This is a genomic window from Streptomyces sp. NPDC054841, assembly GCF_053611045.1.
The window spans coordinates 1-14,929 of the sequence record NZ_JBSGZO010000199.1 but is presented as its reverse complement, the minus strand read 5'-3'; the positions used below and the strand labels follow the sequence as shown (position 1 = coordinate 14,929).

11 protein-coding genes are annotated in these 14,929 nt (G+C 69.9%); all 11 read right to left on the bottom strand.

The features are described from left to right. A partial coding sequence (locus tag ACWGI8_RS24545; protein ID WP_453663967.1) for a putative baseplate assembly protein occupies positions 1–2,262 on the bottom strand: 2,262 nt, incomplete at its 3' end. Continuing rightward, on the bottom strand, positions 2,259–2,636 hold the full coding sequence (locus ACWGI8_RS24540) for a GPW/gp25 family protein (protein WP_453663966.1): 378 nt from the start codon (positions 2,634–2,636) through the stop codon (positions 2,259–2,261). The genes ACWGI8_RS24540 and ACWGI8_RS24545, both read right to left, overlap by 4 nt. Next, the gene (locus ACWGI8_RS24535) at positions 2,633–2,971 is read right to left on the bottom strand and encodes a hypothetical protein (protein WP_453663965.1); all 339 of its coding nucleotides are present in this window, start codon (positions 2,969–2,971) and stop codon (positions 2,633–2,635) included. The genes ACWGI8_RS24540 and ACWGI8_RS24535 overlap by 4 nt, the downstream gene beginning before the upstream one ends. A 19-nt stretch (positions 2,972–2,990) precedes the next feature. Beyond that, on the bottom strand, positions 2,991–3,518 hold the full coding sequence (locus ACWGI8_RS24530) for a phage baseplate assembly protein V (protein WP_453663964.1): 528 nt from the start codon (positions 3,516–3,518) through the stop codon (positions 2,991–2,993). Positions 3,519–3,536: 18 nt separating this feature from the next. After that, positions 3,537–4,679: a hypothetical protein gene (locus tag ACWGI8_RS24525; RefSeq protein WP_453663963.1), complete on the bottom strand. Its 1,143-nt coding sequence runs from the start codon at positions 4,677–4,679 to the stop codon at positions 3,537–3,539. Next, positions 4,672–5,019: a hypothetical protein gene (locus tag ACWGI8_RS24520; RefSeq protein WP_453663962.1), complete on the bottom strand. Its 348-nt coding sequence runs from the start codon at positions 5,017–5,019 to the stop codon at positions 4,672–4,674. The genes ACWGI8_RS24525 and ACWGI8_RS24520 overlap by 8 nt, the downstream gene beginning before the upstream one ends. Positions 5,020–5,022: 3 nt before the next feature. Beyond that, complete coding sequence (locus ACWGI8_RS24515) at positions 5,023–5,691, bottom strand: hypothetical protein (RefSeq protein WP_453663961.1); 669 nt, start codon at positions 5,689–5,691, stop codon at positions 5,023–5,025. 135 nt (positions 5,692–5,826) lie between these two features. After that, the gene (locus tag ACWGI8_RS24510) at positions 5,827–6,252 is read right to left on the bottom strand and encodes a hypothetical protein (protein WP_453663960.1); all 426 of its coding nucleotides are present in this window, start codon (positions 6,250–6,252) and stop codon (positions 5,827–5,829) included. Between the two features lie 48 nt (positions 6,253–6,300). Continuing rightward, on the bottom strand, positions 6,301–12,789 hold the full coding sequence (locus tag ACWGI8_RS24505; protein ID WP_453663959.1) for an eCIS core domain-containing protein: 6,489 nt from the start codon (positions 12,787–12,789) through the stop codon (positions 6,301–6,303). Beyond that, complete coding sequence (locus ACWGI8_RS24500) at positions 12,786–13,097, bottom strand: hypothetical protein (RefSeq protein ID WP_453663957.1); 312 nt, start codon at positions 13,095–13,097, stop codon at positions 12,786–12,788. Before ACWGI8_RS24500 ends, ACWGI8_RS24505 begins: the two co-directional genes overlap by 4 nt. Then, a partial coding sequence (locus ACWGI8_RS24495) for an ATP-binding protein (protein WP_453663955.1) occupies positions 13,088–14,929 on the bottom strand: 1,842 nt, incomplete at its 5' end. The genes ACWGI8_RS24500 and ACWGI8_RS24495, both read right to left, overlap by 10 nt.

Sequence of the window (14,929 nt, the reverse complement as noted above, 5' to 3'; positions counted from 1 at the left end):
GTCCAGCAGATCGCGCTTCGGCGTCCATGTCCCGTCGCCGTCGCCGTCGCCGTCGCCGTCGCCGTCCACGACCGTGACCGCCGGCAGCGCGGACCGTGGATCCTGGACGAGGGCCGCGGCGGGACCCCGCAGCACGGGCTCGCCCGGATGCAGCCCGGCCGCGTACTCGGGACCCCAACTGTGGGCGATCTCCCAGGCGATGGACCCGTCGAGCACCGCACCGGCACGCGCCCGGGCCGTCAGCACATCGAGCCGGCGCAGCTTCGCGGCCAGCAGCCGCTCACTGCGGTGCAGCAGCTCGCGCAGCGCACGCACCGGGTGGCGGCGCAGCTCCAGGCGCTCCAGCACCCGTAGCCCGAACAGCACGGTCAGCTCGGTGATCTCCGGCTCGGTGAGCCCGTCGAAGTCGCGGGCGCTGCGCCACAGCTCCACCAGGCGCCCCCTGACCCTGCCCGGAATTGCCGCCAGCCGCTCGGACTGGCCTGCCGAGACATGGCGCGGCTCGGGGAAGGGCACGGACTGGACGACGGGGCAGCGCTCCAGCACCGGCCGGAAGCGCGGGGCGATGCCCGGGTAGACGACCTGCGCCAGCAGCGTCCCGAGCGCCTCGGCCTGGTCGTACGCGGTGCCCGGGACGACCTTCTCGCGCCGCCGGCCCGCGAGTTCCAGACCGAGACCCGCACGGGCCGTCTCGTCCTCGCCGACGACGGTGAAGAGCTCCCGTACGTGATCGGCGGTCAGCAGCCGGCCGTGCCGTGTCTGATCGAGCCGGGCGTTGATCAGATCGGCCACGGCATTGCCCTGGTCACCGTCCCAGCAGCCGAAACCCGACGGATCGCAGGACCCGAGGACAGCCGGCGCGGGCGGCACGGTCACCGTGTCCGCGGAGGCGCCGCAGAAGGTCAGCGACCGGCCGTGGTCGACGAGTACGACATTGCCGCGCGCCACGCTGACGTCCTCGACGGGCTCGCAGCCCCGTCCGGCACGCGTGGAGAGACAGACAGGGAAGGCAAGCGCGTCCTCCCGCGCCCAGGTGACCTCGAGCACCGGCTGATCGGCCAGCCGGTCCACGACCGGAGTGACGGACGTGAGACGTACGGCCTGCCGATGCGCCGGATCCGCGTCGCCGGGCGTCCCGGAGCGCGCCCCGCGCACCTCCTCGATCAGCAGCAGATCGCCCGGCGACAGCTCCAGTGCCCGCACCGAGCAATGCTCGTCCGCCCACTCGTCCCGCAGCGTCGCCGCGGTGGCCCCCTTGGGCAGCGAGCACACCTCGTCGCCCCAGGTCCAGAAACGGATGCTGTTGTGCGCGGGGCGCAGTACCAACGGCTCCTCGGCCACGACCGGCTCGAAGACCTCCACCGAACCGCGCTCGTCCAGCACGGCCAGATCGCGTTCATCGACGACGGTGCCGATCTCCGGCCGATCGCGCGGGCCCAGCCTGCGCACATCCACCGCCGCGAAGCGGAACGTGCCGGGGAGGAGGGTCAGTTCCCGCACGGTCTCGACCGTGACGAACGCGCGGGCGTTGACCCCGTCGTGCATCGGGTAGTCGATGAGCCGGACATGCCGGCGTACGGACACCCGGCGGCGAGCCGTGTCGAGGTAGGCCTCCGTGGCGACCGCGTCCTGCTGATAGCTGATCCGGTCGGCGGTGTGGGCGAGCAGCTCGACGAGCGTCGTGCCGAGATCGGCGGCATTGCGCTCGACCCAGCCCGGCGCGGTGAGCGCCAGCCGGTCCAGGATCAGCGTGCGGATCGTGTCGTAGTCGCGAGCCGTGTAGTCGATGACGGGCGCGGGGGCGGCGTGCGCCGGCGGGCAGTCCGGCTCCTCGTCCTTGCAGTCGAAGGGGGTCGGACAGTCGGGACGGAAGGCGAACTCGGCCGAGAAGTACCGCTGGTCGAAGCCGGGGAAGGGTTCCGTCCCCGGCCTTCCGTACGGATCGGTGTCGACGACGGAGAGCCGGTAGCGGGACGTGTCCCCGGTGCGGTCGAGCGTGACGAAGAGCCTGTCGTCGAGCTCCGGGTCCTCCTCGCGTTCGACGGACACCTCGACGGCCTCGATACCGGTGATCCGGCGGCCGCCGTCGATACGTACGTTCTCCGGGCAGAGCCCGTCGGGCGCCTTGCCGAGAAAGGTGACCGTGAGCGTCAGCCCTTCGTCACCGACCTCGACGGCGTCCACCCCTCCGAGCCGCGCGGCGCGTACCTTCGCCCGCCTGCCGTCCGCACGGCAGACCAACTCCGTGGTGGATTCGCTCACGCCGGTCCACTCCCCTCGAACACCTCGTCGCGCCGGCTCCCGGTGGAGCGCACCACATAGCGCAGATACACCCGGACCACGTTCTCCTCGCTCACCACGTCCAGGTCCTCCACCTCGATCAGTTCACCCAGCCAGCGCTGCAGCGAGGCCTGCACCGACAACTCGAGTGCGGACGCCAGCTCCGGGCTGTTGGGCGTGAAGACCAGATCGAGCAGACCGCAGCCGAAGTCGGGGCGCATCACGCGCTCGCCCGGGCTGGTGAACAGCAACTGCTCGACCAGGTCGCGCACATGCTCGTCGTACGCGGCGTGCGCGGTGCGCCCGCGCCGGTCCGTCCGGTACGGAAAGGCGATATCGGTGCGTACGGTCCTCATCGGGAGGCCACCCCCCGTGCCACGGTCGTGACGACGGGCGGGCCCTGTGGCACCAGCGCGGCGCTGAAGCAGAGCGCGGACGAACTGTCGAGCAGCACCGGCGAGCCGTCGACCAGCACACCGCCGCGGTCAGGCGTCCAGCGCACGGTGGCGCATGGATGCGGCACTCCGTCGACCGTGTGCCCGCAGCCGCTGACAGTGAAGACATCGGCGGCGGTCGGCACGAGATGGCCGTCGATCCGCACTCCGGACGACGAGGTGGAGGCGGGCACGACCCGGCCGCCGTGCGGACAGCGGATCGAGGTACCGCCGTTCACGAGATTCCCGGACAACACGATTCTCCCCGTTTCCTGGCTAAGGCTTCTTGGGCACGATCAACCGGCCCTCGTTGATATTGACCTCATTGCCGCTCAGCACGACCGACGCTCCCTGGCCGTTGGCGATGGTCACGCCCTTCTCGTCGATCTGTACGTACGCTCCTGTTGCGGCCTGGAGCCGGATTCCATTGCCGCCGGGCACGTCTCCCATCACCAGCTTGTGCTTGTCGGAGGTCTGGATCACGACGTTCTGGTGCGTCGGAGGACCCGCCAGCGCGTCCTGCGGCACCTCGGACTCGTGTCCGTACCAACACCCCGTCCAGATGGGGTAGCTCGGGTCCCCCTGCTCGAACTCCACCCATACGCCGGCCCCTTCCGCCGGGACCGCGTAGTGCCCGGAGTCGCGCCCGGTGAACGGCAGGCAGGGCAGGGCCCATGTGGACGGCTCGTCGCCCAGCACATCCGGCACCTTGACCGTGACGCGGCCGATCCTCAGCGGATCCTGGTTGTTCACCACCTGGCCCCGGAACTTGCCGAGAAACCGGTTGTTCGGTCCTGCAGCCATGCAAAGTTCTCCTGGTCCCTACGGTCGTACGGTGCCGCTGCGGGCGATGAGGCCCTCACGGGAAAGCGTGAAATTCTGCTGGTACGAGCCGGGCCTGATGTTGTGGGTGACGGATTTGACGTAGTAGTCGCCGTCGTACGTCCGTCCGCTGCCGCGCACCCCGACCAGCTCGCGCGGCTGGAGCACGTATCCGTGCCGGTTGACGTCCAGCGAGCCGGAGCCGGAGATCGCGTCGGCGGAAGTCGCGGCCCTGGCCAGAAGTTCGGCCTGGGCCTGTTCCGGGGCCCTTTTCGCGGTTCCGGAGAGCGTCCTTCGCTTGAGAGCGGGCGTGGCCCGTTTGCCCAGCGGCGGGCGCAGCGGATTGATGTCGGGCTGGGGCAGCAGCTGCGAGTCCCGCGTCCGGGGGTCCTGCCAGCGCGCCTGCGGCTCCTCGCGTGCCGTCCCGTCGTATGCGAACGTGAGCTGGTCGACGGTGGAGTTGACGTCCATGTTGACGTTGAGCGCGTGCTGCCGCGTGCCCAGCCGCCGCTCGGGCCCCCAATAGGCGAAGGACTGCTGGTGCCCGGGCCCGGGCTCGAGATAGAAGGTGTAGCCGTTCGCTCTGGCAAGCTCGTTCATATACTGCAGATCGGTCCCGGTCTGGTACTCGACGCGCAGCTGCTCGCGCGGCGGCTGATGGACCTGCTCCGGCACGACCCGCGGAGTGATGCCGTACTCGGCGTACTTCGCCAGAATCCTTCTCACCCGCTCCGAGGGGGGCAGATTCGGGTACCGGTCGGTCCGCTCCTCGAGATCCATGAGGAGGGTCAGGTCCTCGCCCGTGACGGTGAGGGTGCTCTGGCCGGGGACGTTGCTCGCCCCCACCTCCTGACGCACGATGAGACCGTCGAGGACCACGGTCGACGTCCCCTTGATCGAGGTCGTGACGATGACCCGGGTCTTGGGGTCGAAGTACCCGTCGGGCAGCAGCCGATCCGTGATCAACCCTCGTTTGGTGAGGTCGAACGCCAGCTGGAACCCACTCCGCTCCCCGGCGGTCATGGTGATCTGCGCGGATAACAGCGCCTCGGCCACCTCGGCGGGGACGGGACGGGTGAGCCTGGGGCCCATGTGCAGGGTGAGATGAACGGGTCCGTTCCCGACCGGCGTCTCATCAGCCATGGAATCCACCCGGCAGGGGTACCCGGATCTCCCGCCCCGGTTCGACGGTCAGCTCCTGCGGGTCGAGTACGGGATTGGCGTCCGCGATCTGCCACCACTGCCCGGGGTCGCCGAAGTACCGCTGCCCGAGGTGGTCCGGGCGCTCGCCGCCGCTGACGGTGTGCGGTGCGGTGTCCTCGGCGGCGGGCAGCGGCGGCAGCAACCGCCGCTTGGTGTACCGCACTTCGGTCCCGTCGGGCTGCGTGTGCACCCCGATCTCGGCGTCGTGGTACCGGCTCGTGCGGGGGTAGGGGTGCGATCCCGGTATCGCGTCCAACGCACTTTCGTAGGGCTCGATCACGCCTTACAACCCCCGTCCCAGTCCAAGTTCGGCCAGCCGCCCGCCCCTTGCGGACGCGGCGAGCCGCTCCTTCTGCGCCAGATGCGCGAGATACAGATCGGCACCGCGGTGCCCCGCCGGCAGATCGCTGACCGACAGCACCTTCATCCCGATGCTCAGGCTCGCCCTGATCGGGTTGAGGTTGACGTCGAACGCCGACTCATTGATCGACAGCTCCGTCAGCCGCACGGGCATGACGCGCTTGCTCCCCCAGGTGAAGAGGGTCAGCGGCATCTCGATCGGGCTGATCTCGATCGTGCCCTTCTTGGTCCGCTGGGACGCCTCGCGCAGCTGAGCGGTGGTCGGATGCACGAGCATCTCGAGCGTCGCGAGCTGCGGGTGGATCCCGTCGGGAGCGGCGACCTCGAACTGATCGGTGGCGTCGATCTCGGCGGTGAACTTCCAGGTCTCCTGCGCGGGCCCCTTCAGGCGTAGCGCTTCATTCCGGTCTCCGCCTCCGCTTCCTCCGCCGCCGGCGTCGCCGCTGCCTCCGGCGGCCTGGGGGGCGAGGGAGCGTTCGAGGGTGTCGGGGTTGAACTGGAGGGCGATGATGCGCTGGGGGGTGCCGCGTTCGGGGTCGACGACGACGATGCCGGAGCGGATGGGTTTGGGGATGTCTGCGTAGCGGGTCATGAGTCGGTTGCTCCGAATTCGTCCAGGATGATTCGCGCGGTTTCTGCTAGTGGTTCGCTTCGCCTTTCCCGTGGCAGATCTCCGATGGGCTCCACTCTCACGTCCCAGGGCCAGAATATTCCTTTGCTCAGACGCTTAGGGAGCAACCTTTCCCTCCAGCCTGATGACAAGTTGCAGAAGGCTCCGACCCATTGGCTCGTGGAGGAAGTCGTGAACTTCCTGGGCGACATCGATGCGTACGCTGTCACCGCCGCGAGGCGCGGGCAACTCAACCAAATATCGGGCGTAGCTGGATGACTCGCGATCGGTATCCACGATCCAGCGTCCTTTGAATTTCTTGATCAAGTACACGGCGACATAGGCGAGCAGATGAGATGTGATCCATGTGGCGTCTTCCGGGCTGATTTCCTTGATGTCCTCGTGTTCGATCAGGGAATCAAGCGTGGCGAGGCCCGTTCGCGGGTCGTCGAGCAATTCTTCTGTCGGCTGAAACTCCATCACCTCGGCGAGGTTTACGACGTCGGCTTCCATGCCGCGTTCCCACTCGGTGAGGTCGCGCACTCTTTCTGCGCATAGCCTGTCCCTGTCGGAGGTCACTTCCAACCTTTCTTAGGAGAGCACCACAATGGTGAATCCGGCGCCAGCCAATGCTGCCCTCAGGGCAGGGGATGGGTGCGCGTCAGGAAAGACCCAGATCACGTCCACCTTGACGCCCGCGCGCTGTTTGTTCCTCTTTATACGCCAGTCCTTGCTGATCTGATCCCGGGTGACCGGACGGCCGCTCCAGCCGGGCTCTCTCTTCTCTCCCTCCAGTGGGACGAAGAGCTCTCTGGTGACTTCTCTCCCGTTCTTCATTTCTTTGTAGTTGCTGTTGTACCTCTGGTAGTTCTTCACCTCGATCAGTTGCTCGCGTTCACCATACCGGTCCTTGAGGTCGACTTTTCGGTCGCGGACGTTCTTCCCGCCCTCGGTCGGCTCGACCGGGTACTCTCCCGCGTAGTCAGGGGACGTCGTATTCACTCGCTCGACCTGCTGCTCCTTTCCGGAGCGAAGCTCTTGCTGCACGTATTTCTCGCCAGCCGTTCCGCGATTCCCGCCGTGGGCACGCAACATGGCCGACATGGTCCGCCGCTGTCTCCCCGGTGGGAGCGCCGGACGTTCCACCGTTGCCTCGCGAGGGCTCCTGTCGGCGCTGCTGGGCCGTGACGGGGTCCGGGTCCTGCCGTCGTCCGCCCGCGGGCGCGCCCGGGCGTCGATGTAGACACCTTGTTCTTCACCCCGCCGTTGATCCGGTCGCATTCCTCGCAAAGCGGCATGTCGCTGCACGGCCAGGATCCTACTGAGGCCCGCCCTGAGGGATTCGGCGGAATCGGGGTCGTAGTAGAGGATCCACTCGTCGATTCCCGTGGCCCTGGCTTCGGAGCCAGCGAGGATCTGCTCGGGCGTTGCTGCAGGGTCTTCAGCGAGAATTTGCTCCGGAGTTCTGGCCCGGCCACGGGCCGCGTCGGCCGAAGGATTGAGGACGGCCCTGATCGAGAACGACGGGGCACCGGAGTCGAGCAGCTGAGTAAGGCGATACCACGCGCGCATGGCGGAAAGAAGCGAGCGCATAGACCTCTGCTGGATACCTCTCCTGAGAAGGGTGCGAAGCTTGGGCCTGATCCGCGCGACGATGCGTGCGAGACGATCCTGCTTCGACTCCTCCGAGTTCTCCTTCCTGCGCCGCTCGTCCCTTTGCCGCCGCTTCTGCTCCTCCCGCCGCTTCTGCTGATCCCGCAGCAGATCCCTCCGCCGCCTGTACGCGTCCCGCATCCGGCGGTCGTTGTTGTCCAGGTCGCGGCGGCGCCTGTTGTCGCGGTCGTTGTTGCGGTCCAGGTCGCGCCGGGCACGGCGGTTGCGGTCCTGGGCCGACTTGACCGTCTGCCGCGCGCGGTCGTTCGCGCGGCGTTCCGGTGAGGGATCACGCCGGCGCGGGGACGGCTTCGTGCCTTCCGTCTCACGACGCGGACGGGTCCGGTCCTGGTCCCGGTCGTTGGTGCGACGGTTGTCCGGGGTCCTGTCCGGCCTGCGGGTGTCCGGACGCGGAGCTGGGGTGTCGCGCCGCGCGGCGGGCCGGGCCGGGGCCCGGGTGGGGCGGGGGCGGGCCGGACGCGTCGGCCGAGAGGGGCGCTTCGGGGTCTTCAGCTCGTCGTTGGCCTGCTTGGTCTTCTGCTGGGCCTGTTCGGCCTCCTTCTTCTTGTCCGGCCGGTTCGACGCACCCGCGCCCGCCTTCGGCTGCTCCGTCGCCTGAGGCCGGTCCGGCGGGTTCGGACGGGTCGGGTCCTTGGGGGCCCCAGGGGCGTTGGGCGTGGTCGGCTTGTCGGACTGGTCCGGCCTGGCGGGGTCCTTCGCCCCGGGCTTCCTGAGTTTCGCGGCCACCCCACGCAGTCGGTCGCCGACCTTCTTCACGTACTTGCCGATGCCGCTGAGCAGCGCCTCGTACGCCAGCTCCAGCAGCGCCACCACGCCCGAGGCCACGGCCTTGGCGAAGAGCACGCCCGCGTTGCCGCCCTTGACGGCCTTCAGGTAGTCCATGAAGGCGCCGAAGGCCTTGAGGATTTCGCTCAGCGCACCCCACGCGGACTTCAGCGCGTCGATGACGGCCATGACCCACCCCGCGCCGGGGATCAGCTTGGCGATGATCTTTGTGACCACGACCTCGCCGATGATGACGGGCAGTTGGGGAAGCGCCGCGTCCCATGCCTCCTTCGCCATCTGCTCCTTGCTCACCCCGCCGTTGAGCAGGGCGTCGAAGATCTGCTTGGGGAGGCCGAGGACTTCCTGGATCTTCTCGTTGAACCAGTTCTTGACCGCCGAGGTGACTTCGCGGAACAGATGGTTCCGTGCGCCGTCCTCCGCCGAGGCGGCGGCGCCGCTGAGCCATGCGCCGGGATCCATGATGATGTCGGCTGCGATCATCGCCCACTCGCCCAGCGCGTTGAGCAGGCCCAGGGCGAAGTCCATGATGGCCTTGACGGCGGCCATCACGGCCTGTACCGCCAGACGCAGGCCCTCCTTGAGGGCGTCGAGAATGTCGCTGAGGATCTTCGCGATCCTGTTGAGCAGTCCGTTGAGCATCCGCTTGAGCTCGTTGGCGATCCGGTTGACCAGGGCGATCGCCGCGTCGCGGATACGGATGATGAGGTTGCGGATGCGGGTCGCGATCTTGAGGATCGCGTCGAGGAGGTCCTTGGCCAGCTGGATCAGGGCCTCGGTGAACTGCTTGAACTTCTCGACGATGAACTTGCGTGCGTCGTTGATCCAGCCGAGCACCGTGCCCTTGAAGTCGGTGATCAGCTTGACGACGGCCTCGCGGGCCAGGCGGAAGGCTTCGATGATGGCGTTCTTGAGCTCGATGAGCTTCTTGCGGATCCAGTCGAACGCCTCGGAGAGCCAGCTTCCGGCGTTGTTCTTGGCAGTGTCGCGCTCCCTGACCGCCTTGTCCTGCGCGTTCTTGGTCTCTGTCCCGATGCCCTGTTCGTTGGTCTTCCGGCGCCCCTCGACCTTCTCGTCGGTCTGCTTCTCCCTGTCCGTCACCTCCTGACGGAGCTTCTGGATCTTGTCGGACTTCTTTGTGCCGAGGCCGTTGAGCTCCGTGTCCTGCTCGGTCCGCCACTCCTGGCGCTGCCGTGCCACCTCGAGCTTCGTCTTCTCGCGCTCCGTGGCCTGCGCCCTGGTGTTGGTGTCGATCTCGGTCCGGACCTGCTCCTTGTGGCGCTGCCGCGACGTCTGGGTGTCCCGGTCCTTGACCTGCCGCTTGGCGGACATGGTCTTCTGGCCGTCGCTGTACGCGGCCTGGAGCTGAGGACCGCGCTCGTGCTCGGCCACCTCGGACACGGCCTCCGGGGGTATGCGGCCCGCCGCAGCAGCAGCGCCCCCGGCGCCGCCGCCCTGTCCCCGCGCGCCCGGCACTTTCGAAGTGAGCGTCTCCTGCGGCACGTCGGGGTAGACCTGGTCCTCACCCAGCGGGCGCGCGGCGTCCGACTGCCCCTGCGAGTGCAGCTGCCGGCCCTTGTTGTCGACCTCCGTGCCCTGCTCGTCGGCGCGCCCGCCGGTCTCGCCCTCCATGCCCACGCCGGGCGCCATGCCCACGGAGGCCTTGGCGAGCATCTCGTCCTCGGTCGGCAGGTCGAGAATCCACCGGACCACGGCCTCGGAGTCGATGACGTCCTCGTCCGCCCCGAATGCGCTCGCGATGCCGTTGATCGCGCCCACGACGAGCTGGGCTCCGCCCGCCAGCAGCCCTTCGAGCGTGCTCGGCTCCTCGATGTCCATCCCCGGAATCTCGCCCTCCGGGGCCTTGTCACCCTCGACCTTCGCCTCTTCCTGCTCCGGAGAGTCGACCTTGGCGGCCGGATCACCGGAGTACTCGCCCGGGGCGGACGTCGTCGGCGCGCCGTGCAGGGTCTGCGGTGCACCTGCGGGCCGTTCCATGGTGGGCGGCGCGCTTCGCAGCGCCTGGTGCTCCTGGCCCACGCTCCGGTCGACCGCGCCGTTCACCCCGCCCAGTGCCTCAAGGGCCCGGTGCGGCTTCAGCTGTGCGGCCGTACTCAGACCGGCCTCCGGCGACACCTGCGACAGATTCGGCGCACCGGCTGCCGACTTGGCCTTCGACGGCGCTGCGGCGCGTGCACCTCCGCCTCCGCCTCCGCCGCCCGAGGCGCGGCGGGTTCCTCCACCGCCGCCCCTGGTACGGGGCGCCGGTCCGGTCGACCGGGGGCGGGCCGGGGCCGGGGTACGAGCCGGAGCGGCGGCTGCCGCGGCCGGAGCGGGGGCCGATGAACCACCTGAGCCGGAGGCTTCGTTGCCCCCGCCCGTACCGGACGCGTTGCCGTCGGAGGCAGGGGAGGAGCCGGCTGCCTGTTCCGTGGCCCCGCCATGTCCGGCTGGAGCGGTGTCACCGGCGGGCGAGGACTGTGCCCCGGTCGCCTGGCCGGTCGCAGGGGCGGACGAGGCGGTTGTGCCGGACGACGCGGTGGTAGTGCCGGACGAGGCCGTGGTCTGCGAGTCCGGCGAACCGGACGTCGGCGAACTGCCGCTGGACGCCGCGGCCCGCTCCGTCTGCCGCTGTTCCGCAGCACGATCCGGCTCCCGCGTCACCTGCTCCGGCTCGGCCTGCTTGTCCTCCGTTCCGGACGGCTCGCGCTCGTCCGTGGCAGCCTCCGGCTCCGGACCGCTCTTCGCAGGGCTGGTGACTTCGGGTGCCGACATGCGCCCAGCACCGGGTGCCGGGGCGAGCTCCTGGTCCACCGGCTTCGCGTCCCGGAGGAACGATGCCCCACGGTTCCCGGCCCCGCCCTGCGCGACGGGCGAAACCGCCGCGCCGTCACCGGTGGGGACGGGCGACGTGAACTCATCGGTGTCCGGCCCGGCATCCCGCGCGTCCTCCTCCTCGCGCTGCGCCTGGACCTGTTCGGCCTTGGTGGGGGGCGGCGAGGGGAAGGAAGGCAGCTGCTGCTGTGCGTCCGAGCCCGGAGCGATCCCGTCCGCGGTCGGTACGCCGGAGACGTCGAGGTCGGACTCCGGTACGAAGTCCTCGGCCTGCAACTCGACGTCCCAGGCGCTGTCCTCGTGCTCGGGGTCCTCCTCGCCGAGGTCCCGGAAGTCGCCCTCCAGGCCCGCCTCCAGGCTGAACGGGTCCTCGTCCGCAGCCTCCTCGTCCTGGAGGCGCTTGCCGTCCAGGGTGCTCCTGGCGCCGAGGTCGGCGGTCTTCAGCAGCGCTCCGGGCTCGACACCGGCACTCTTCCTGTCGCTGTCCCCCCGCTTGTCCTCCTTGGCCGACTGCTGCCCGACGGCCGCGGACTCGGCGGCGGGGCGCTTCTGGTCGGCCGCTGACTCCTTGCCGGAAGCCGGTGTCTCCGCGGCCGCCTTCCCGCTGGTCCGCTCGCTGCCGCCCTTCTCCTGCCCGCTCCGGGATTGCCCGCTCCGGGAAGCGGAGCTGCTCCCGGGTGCCGTCGCGGCAGCGGCCTTGGCCTGGGTGGCGCCGCTGCTCTGCGTGGAGTTCTGGTGGGTGGACCCGGGCGCTCGCGAAGAGTCCGGCGTTCCACCGCCGCCGGGCGAAGAACCCTGGTGCTCGTCGGGAGCGGGAGCGCCTTCAGTGTCCCGGGGCGTCTCCTCCTCGCGCCGGTCAGTGTCCGTGCGTGGCCGCTCCCTTTCCGTAAGAGCTGCGGCTTCACTGTTCGCCTGGGTGAGGCGTGCCCGGTCCCGATCCTCTTCCAGCAGCTCAAGGGCGTCGGGAAGCGCCTCGGGCGTCGCCGACGGGTCCTGCCCGTGCAGGCCCGCCGCCTCGGTCTCTTCCACCAGTTCGATCAGGTGCTCGTGCTCCGCGCTGAGCAGCCGGAGCTCCAGCCGGTCCAGTACGGCGTCCTGCATCTCCTCGGAGAGGCGGGCGAGTTGCGTACGTACGCGCTTGGACAGGTCCTGCGGGTCGCCGCGCAGGGAGCGCAGGACACCGTTCGCCATTCGGTCGAGCAGCGTCGCGGGGTCCATCTCCTCCAGACGCCTGCGGTCGGCGTCCACGGTGGCGTACCGCAGCCAGCCCGGCGTCGCCTGACCCGGTGCCACGTCGGCCGCGGTCTCCCCGTCCCTTGCGAGGCCGTCCCGTACGAGATCCTGCGCCGCCGACTCCGCCTCGCGCTCCATCGCCTGCTGCGGCAGCGACACCGCCCCCACGTCCCGCCCCGCGCGCAGCGCGCCCAGACCGTGCGGGTTCTGCACTGTGTGCAGCAGTTCGTGTGCGAGCAGCCGCTGCCCGTCCGCCGTGCCCGGCCGGTACGCGCCCTCGCGGAAGAAGATGTCCTGGCCGACCGCGACCGCGTCCGCGCCCAGCATCTCCGTGAGCGCGCCCGCGTCCCGGTCGGTGTGCAGGCGGACCTGGCTGAAGTCGTGCCCGAGCTGCTCCTCCAGCTCCCGTCGTACGCTCAAATCGAGCGGCTGACCGGCGCCGCTGACGATGTTCTTCGGCTCCGGGGTACGGGACTTGGCCCGCTCCTTGCGCTTGCGGCGCCGTTCGGCCTGCGCCGCCTGGGCGTCCTGGGCCGAGGCATGGGACGTACTCATCGCGACTCACCCCGTCCCGAAAGTCCTGCGTGGACCGCGCGCGCGAGCGCCTCGCCGAGCCGCCCCGGTGAGGTCGTGGCGGGCAGCGGCGGCAGCCCGGACAGCGCGTCCAGGGCCCGGCCGCCGTCCGCGGCCAGCGGCACGCCCCGCTCCCGTACGAGCCGGGCCAGCTCGGCCTGGAAGGCGGCCGACACCCGGTCCGGGTCCAGCCGTTCGAAGCCGTCCAGCACCAGTTCGCCGATGTCGACGCGTACGGTACGTACGTCAGATGCGCCAGGCGCCGTGCGGGGCACCTCGTTCAGACCCATCCGTGGACCTCCGAGGGTGTCAAGGAGCGGTCCAGCTTGAGGTATTCGGTGCGCGCCGCCTCCAGCATGTGCCGCATCTGGAGCCGGTCGCCCTCCTCCGCGGCGAGGAAGGCGCCGGACAGCGCGATGTTGCGGATCGAGCCGCCCGCCACGGTCAGCCGTGCCAGCAGCTCCGGATCGACGCCCTTCATCGGGGCCTGCGCGGGCAGCACACGCCGCCAGATCTCGGCGCGCTCGCTCTCGCCGGGGAAGGGGAAGTCGACGACGAAGCGGATACGGCGCATGAACGCCGTGTCCAGGGCCTGCTTCATGTTGGTCGTGAGGATCGCCAGACCCCGGTACGCCTCCATCCGCATCAGCAGATAGCTGACCTCGAGGTTCGCGTACCGGTCATGGCTGTCCTTGACCTCGCTGCGCTTGCCGAACAGCGCGTCCGCCTCGTCGAACAGCAGTAGCGCTCCGCCGCGTTCGGCGGCGTCGAAGACCTTTCGCAGGTTCTTCTCCGTCTCACCGATGTACTTGCTGACCACCTGGGACAGGTCGATGATGAACAGGTCCAGCCCCAGCTCCCTCGCCATCACCTCGGCGGCGAGGGTCTTTCCGGTGCCGGAGCCGCCGGCGAAGAGCGCGGTGACGCCGAGGCCGCGGCGCAGCGTCGCCGCGAAGCCCCATTCCTGGTAGACGGTGGACCGCTGCCGTACATGCGCGACGATCTCCCGCAGGATCTTCAACTGCCGCTCCGCGAGCACCAGATCGCCCCACGACGCCTGCGGTTCGATCCGCCGGCCCAGTTCGTCCATGCCCATCCGGGCCTCGGTGAGCCCCGCCTTCCACGCCAGTCCGGTGGCGTCCAGCTCGTTCTCGTCCGGCAGGTCCCGTACGACGGCCGCGCCGGCGCAGCGGATCAGATGCGGCGGCAGCGAGAACTGCGCGACGAGATCACGGAGGTCCTCCTCGGACACCTCCGGTACGTCCTCGAAGGCGTCCGCCCACACCCCCAGCTGTTCGTCGGTGTCGAGGGCCGGTACGGTGACCCGCTCGCCGCGTTGCCGCGCGGTCTGCCGCGGATCGGGACTGGATACGACGAGGGGTACGGCGGCGCTTTCGAGGAACGCGTCCGTGGCGGCGGCCTGTTCGCGCTCCAGGTCCCCGACCTCCACCAGGAGCGCCGCCGGCAGCAGGATCGCCTCGCGCTGCCAGAGCCGGGCGAGGCGGTCGCGCTCGGCGGGGTCGGTGGGGACGTCCTCGGCGGCCATCGAGTACAGACCGAGACCGGAACGGCGGGCGGCCGCTGCGGCGATGTCGGCGCGGGAACGCAGATCGCCGCCGACCAGCTCGACCCGGAGCGGGGCGCTCCGGCCGGCCCCCGTCCAGCCGGCGGCGACCCGGCTCGCGGCCAGGTCGTACGAGGAGGGGAGGGTGTCCGGCACGCTGGTACGGCGCAGGAGCCCGTGCAGCCGGGCGTCCAGATACGGCGAGCCGACCAGGAAGTGCAGGATCCGCTCGTCGAGGCGGAGCCGGGAGGTGGTCAGCCGGGTCTCGTCGTCCAGCTCGACAAGCCGCCAGCGGCGCAGTGGCGCGACGGGGGTCAGTGCGCTCCAGTGCGCGTCGGCGAGCGCGGCGAGGGCGAGCGAGAAGGTCGGATGCGCCCGTTCCGGGTCGCCGCACGCGGCGGCGCAGCGGCTGCCGGTGGTGGGGTCCAGCTCCGCGGCGGCGGCGAGGAGAACGACGTCACGTTCGAAGGGCGTGAGCCCGAAGCACGCGACGAGCGCGTCGAGAGTGGCCGGCCCGTCGGGGAAGGTGAGCACGGCGCCCGCGCTGCCCGGCTCAAC